Origin of the sequence: Pseudomonas sp., from assembly GCF_037994325.1 — a bacterium.
GTDB lineage: Bacteria > Pseudomonadota > Gammaproteobacteria > Pseudomonadales > Pseudomonadaceae > Aquipseudomonas.
Window position 1 is genome coordinate 1 of the sequence record NZ_JBBNAH010000762.1, and the last position, 4847, is coordinate 4847.

5 protein-coding genes are annotated in these 4847 nt (G+C 61.3%); 1 reads left to right on the plus strand and 4 read right to left on the minus strand.

Annotation, left to right across the window (positions count from 1 at the left end; all coding sequences use genetic code 11):
* Positions 1 to 61 precede the first annotated feature (61 nt).
* The 3 genes from AAAB16_RS25540 to AAAB16_RS25550 form a co-directional block, all read right to left on the minus strand.
* Positions 62 to 1768, minus strand: a complete 1707-nt coding sequence (locus AAAB16_RS25540; RefSeq protein WP_340665881.1) for an amidase — start codon at positions 1766 to 1768, stop codon at positions 62 to 64.
* 168 nt (positions 1769 to 1936) lie between these two features.
* Complete coding sequence (locus tag AAAB16_RS25545) at positions 1937 to 2152, minus strand: DUF6434 domain-containing protein (RefSeq protein ID WP_340665882.1); 216 nt, start codon at positions 2150 to 2152, stop codon at positions 1937 to 1939.
* A 185-nt stretch (positions 2153 to 2337) separates the two neighbouring features.
* Positions 2338 to 3156 carry an alpha/beta hydrolase gene (locus AAAB16_RS25550; protein WP_340665883.1) on the minus strand — a complete coding sequence of 273 codons (819 nt, stop codon included), beginning with the start codon at positions 3154 to 3156 and terminating at the stop codon, positions 2338 to 2340.
* Positions 3157 to 3393: 237 nt separating this feature from the next.
* Between AAAB16_RS25550 and AAAB16_RS25555 the strand changes: the two genes are divergently transcribed.
* Positions 3394 to 4446: a putative urea ABC transporter substrate-binding protein gene (locus tag AAAB16_RS25555; protein ID WP_340665884.1), complete on the plus strand. Its 1053-nt coding sequence runs from the start codon at positions 3394 to 3396 to the stop codon at positions 4444 to 4446.
* Between the two features lie 148 nt (positions 4447 to 4594).
* Here the strand turns inward: AAAB16_RS25555 and AAAB16_RS25560 are convergent, their stop codons facing one another.
* Positions 4595 to 4843, minus strand: coding sequence for a DUF1145 domain-containing protein (locus tag AAAB16_RS25560; RefSeq protein WP_340665885.1), 249 nt, complete (start codon positions 4841 to 4843; stop codon positions 4595 to 4597).
* Positions 4844 to 4847 lie beyond the last annotated feature (4 nt).

Here is a 4847-nt window from a genome sequence, read left to right on the forward strand (position 1 = left end):
CCCTTGGGCTACAAGGAAGTGAATACAGGCTAATTTTGTAGCCCAAAAGCCACAAAAAATCCTATACGTCCAACGCAGGCGTACGCGGCGGCACCAGGCGTTTGCTGCCGGTCGCTTCAAAGCCTGCCGCCAAGGCCAGCAGTTGCGAGTCATCGTAGGCTTTGCCGGCAAAGGTCAGGCCCACTGGCATGCCGATATCGGCCATTACGCCCATGGGCACGGTGACGGTGGGCACGCCTAAGTGGCGAATGGCGAGGTTGCCGTTGGCGACCCACACGCCGTTGCTCCAGGCGATATCGGCTGACACCGGGTTTACATCGGCATCGGCCGGGCCTACATCGGCGACGGTGGGGAATAGCACAGCGTCGAGGCCGAGGTTATCCATCCAGTCTTCCAGGTCGATACGCCGGGTTTGCTCCAGGCCACGCAGGCCGTCGGGCAAGGTTGGGATTTGATCCCAGGGGGTGATGCCGCGCTCGGCCATGCGCACGTATTCGTCCATGCCAGCGGCCAGGTCGCCTTCACGGTTGGGCAAGGTGCCGGGGTCGTGGGGGAAGATTTTTAGGCCCTCGACGTCGACCAGGCGATTTAGTTTGGGGTCGCCGTTGGCTTGCAGGAAGTCGTCAAAGGCCCAGGCGGACAAGTCCCAAAGCTCGTGGTGGAGGAACTCGGGCGAGACCAGGCCACGGTTGAATACGGTCGGCGCGCCGGGGCGATCGCCTTCGCAGTTGGAGACCAGCGGAAAGTCTACTTCGACCACTTCGGCGCCAGCTGCTTCAAGGGCTTGGCGAGCCTGCTGCCACAAGTCGATCACCGCGGCACGGGTGATGATGCGCTGGCCAGTGGGGCCGCCAATGCCGGGGTTTTCGCTGGTGCCGGCCTCAGGGTCGGCGTTGATAAACATGCGCGGCACGCCCAGGCGTTTGCCGGCCAATGCCGCTGTACCGACGGCCAAGGCCGGGTACGAGGCCGGGCGCACCGAGGCAACGCTGGGAATCGGCACCCAGGGTTGCAGGCGCCAGAGGTCGCCACGTGGGTTGCTGTCTTCGGCAACCACTTGGTCGAGCACTTCCAGCAGGTCAGCCATGGTCCGCGCGTAGGGCACCACCACATCCATGGTGGGCGTCAGCGGCCAGTTGCCGCGCACGGAGATAACGCCGCGCGAAGGCGTGTACGCACACAGGCCATTGTTGGAAGCCGGGCCACGGCCGCTGGACCAGGTTTCTTCGGCCAAGCCAAACGCCGCAAAGCTGGCGGCAGTGGCAGTACCGGCGCCATTGGACGAGCCGGACGCAAACGGCGCAGTAAGGTAGTTGGCGTTGTACGGGCTTTCAGCCCGGCCATACACGCCGCGCTGCATACCGCCGTTGGCCATGGGCGGCATATTGGTTTTGCCTAGGCAAATGGCCCCGGCGGCGCGCAGGCGCTCGATGGTGAAGGCGTCGCGTTGAGCGACCAGGTTAACGAACGCCGGGCTACCCGAGGCGGCAGTCAGGCCTTTGACCAGGTAGCTGTCTTTAGCGGTGTAAGGAATGCCATCCAACGGGCCGAGCACTTCGCCACGGGCGCGGCGAGCATCAGACGCCTGGGCTTCGTTCAGCGCCTCGGGGTTGCGCACGACCACGGCATTAAGCGCGGTGGGCGTGTCGGCGCCATCATAGGCATCGATACGCGCCAGGTAGGCCTGCACCAGTTCAACCGCGGTGGTGCGCCCGGCTTCGAGCGCGGCGCGCAGTTCGGCAATGGAAACCTCGGTGACTTCAATCATGCTGGCCTCTTTTTCTTGGCAGTCGGCAAAACGGGTAGGACGTTGCCCCCGTAACAAGGCGCCTATTCTGCCTTAAGCCAGGCACAGATGAAGAGTGCTAAGCCGGATGGGCGATGCCCTATACCGTAGCCCCGAGATTCCGCCAGCCCAGAAGTACAGTGAGTGGCGCTAAAGAGGATTGCCGTGTCGCCTTGTCCATTCGGCCGCCACTTCGCCCATGGTTTTCGGCGTACCACTACGCACCCAGGCCATAAATTCGCGGTTGAGTTTAAATTTCGGCCCGCATTGCGCGGTTAAGAAGCGCCGTACGTTTTGCGTGGCGCGGTAGTGGTTGTCCAGTGGGGTACTTGGGGTAATGGGGTCTGAGTGCCAGTCGAATGCCATGCTGTAGCCTTCCTTGATGAGGAGGACTTTGTACAGCAAAGCGGGCATGACCGGTTATAGGCTCGGCCTGATAAATCCGGCGGAAAGCGTCGCCTGTGCTGTGCGCATCAGGGCGTAAAAGAGGGGGGCGGCAGTGTGCAAAGCACGGCGGATACGCCATCAGGCTATCCGCCGCGGCCAACGACTTAACCTTTGATAAAGCTCAGCAAGTCTTCATTCAGCGCTTGTGCATGGGTTACGGCAAAGCCATGCGGCGCGCCTTTGTAGACCTTAAGCTCGGCGCCTTTGATCAACTGCGCGGCCAGCTTGCCGGTGGTTTCAAACGGTACGATCTGGTCGCCGTCGCCATGAATCACCAGGGTCGGCACGTCGATCTTGGCCATATCGGGGCGGAAGTCGGTGTCGGCGAAGGCGGTTACGCAATCCACCGTGCCTTTGAGCGAGGCCAACAAAGCGATATTCAGCGTTTGCGTGAGCACGCCTTCCGAGACAACTTGGCCCTGGTTGATGCCGTAAAACGGAGTGGCGAAGTCGGCGATAAATTGCGCGCGGTCCTTCAGCAAGCCGGCTTTGATGCCGTCGAAAACGGCGCCATCAACGCCTTCTGGGAAGTCGGCGGTTTTGCCGAAAATCGGCGTTACCGCGCCCAGCAGCACCAGCTTGGCGACGCGCGCAGTGCCGTATTTACCGATGTAGCGACTGACATCGCCGCCGCCCATGGAGAAGCCGACCAAGGTGATTTCCTTGAGGTCCAGGTGCTCGATAAGTTGGGCGATATCGTCGGCAAAGGTGTTGTAGTCGTAACCGCTCCACGGTTGGCTGGAACGGCCAAAACCGCGACGGTCAAAAGCGATGGTGCGGTAGCCGCGGGAACTGAGATATTCCATCTGGTATTCCCACATATCGGCGTCCAGCGGCCAGCCATGGCTGAACAGCACGGGCTTACCGCTGCCCCAATCCTTGTAGTAAATCTCGGTGCCGTCTTGGGTGACGAAGGTGCTCATGGGTATCTCCTGAAGTGTCCATTTTCATCGGGAAGAAGGCGCGGCGAGCGCCCTCCGCTGGCCATACTATCGACCCTGAATGTGACGGTGAATTGCATCGCTGTGCTGGATTGCGTTTTTGCTTCTAGAGCTAAGCACGGTTCGCAAATTTGGCCTGTCACACAACGCGCGCGCGAGCACTGGGATAAGCTCGCGGCGCTGGCCACTCCAGCACCTTTCTGTTTGCTGGAGCCTTTTATGCGTAGCCCCCGTAGTTCCCTGGCAGCCGCCCTCCTCCTGCTCACCGCCCTTGGGTGCAGCACCAGCGCCCAGGCCCGTGACAGTTTTCGGGTGTGCTGGAGCAACTACGCCGGCTGGCTGCCGTGGGGGTATGCGGCGCAGCAACGGATCGTCGACAAGTGGGCGAAAAAATACGGCATCAGCATTGATGTGGTGCGCGTCGACGACACGCTGGATGCGGTCAAGCAATACACCGCCGGCCAATTTGATGGCTGCACCATGAACAACCTCGACGCCCTCACCCACCCCGCTGCGGCCGGTATCGACACCACGGCGCTGATCCTTGGCGACTTCTCGGCAGGCAACGACGGCATTTTGCTGCGCGGCAAGAACGTGCGGGTGCAAGACCTCAAAGGCCAGGACGTGCACTTGGTGAAAAACTCGGTGGCGCACTACCTGCTGGTGCGTGGCTTGGAGTCGGTGCAACTGAGTGAAGAGGATGTGACGGTGACGCCAGTCAGCGCCGCCGACCTGGCCGCAAGCAATAGCGCCGCCGTGGCGACCTGGAACCCGACCTTGAGCCAATTGCAGGCCAAAGGCGACAGCACCCAAGTATTTAGCTCGCACCGCATTCCCGGCGAGATCATCCATATGTTTGCCGTGAACACCGACACCCTGCGCGAGAACCCGGCACTGGGCCGTGCCCTTACCGGTGCCTGGTTCGACATCATGAAACGCATGAACGCGCCAGACGACAAAGGTGCTGCCACCCTGGCTGCCATAGCCAAAGGCGCCGGCATGGCGCTACAGGACTACCAAGACCAACTAGGCAAAGCTCGCTCGTTTTACTCGGCGCGGGGGGCTGTGGCCTTTGCTGAAAACCCGGCGCTACCGGCGGCGATGGAAAAGGTTGCGGCGTTTGCTTTTGGCCACGGCATGCTTGGCAAGGCCACCAGTGCGCAGAGCGTTGGAATTTCGTTTGCTAACGGCGTGGTAGTGGGCAGCCCAGCGAATATCAAACTGCGTTTTGACCCAGCGTTTATGCGAGTGGCAGCGGACGGCAAGTTATAGATCGGCGTGTTCTGCTCCCCCTCACCCTAACCCTCTCCCCGCTGGGGCGAGGGGACTGTTTTGTGTTGGGTTGCAGAGCTGTATCAGCCACCACGCTGGAGCTCCCCTCTCCCGCTTGCGGGAGAGGGGCTGGGGGTGAGGGCCGCGTTTAACGCGCCAGCCCACGCACATGCAAAAACCCAAACAGCAATACCTGCACACGCTCCAACCACGGAAACGGCTGGCGCTTAAGGCGTCCATTAAATAGCAGCGCCTCGCCCACATGAGCCAGCAGCAATACGCCGGTCACCAGCAGCAATGGCCGGTGCAGTGGTTCGCCGAAGGGGTAGATGATGTTAAGCAGCGCCATCAGCCAAAACATGGCCAGGGCGCCTTTGAGGAAAGACATCAGGTGCATGAAA

Bases quoted from the DNA above. Each gene is read 5' to 3' on its own strand.
- AAAB16_RS25550 (WP_340665883.1), bottom strand. From the start codon at position 3,156: ATGAGCACCTTCGTCACCCAAGACGGCACCGAGATTTACTACAAGGAT.
- AAAB16_RS25560 (WP_340665885.1), bottom strand. From the start codon at position 4,843: ATGCACCTGATGTCTTTCCTCAAAGGCGCCCTGGCCATGTTTTGGCTG.
- AAAB16_RS25540 (WP_340665881.1), bottom strand. From the start codon at position 1,768: ATGATTGAAGTCACCGAGGTTTCCATTGCCGAACTGCGCGCCGCGCTC.
- AAAB16_RS25545 (WP_340665882.1), bottom strand. From the start codon at position 2,152: ATGGCATTCGACTGGCACTCAGACCCCATTACCCCAAGTACCCCACTG.
- AAAB16_RS25555 (WP_340665884.1), top strand. From the start codon at position 3,394: ATGCGTAGCCCCCGTAGTTCCCTGGCAGCCGCCCTCCTCCTGCTCACC.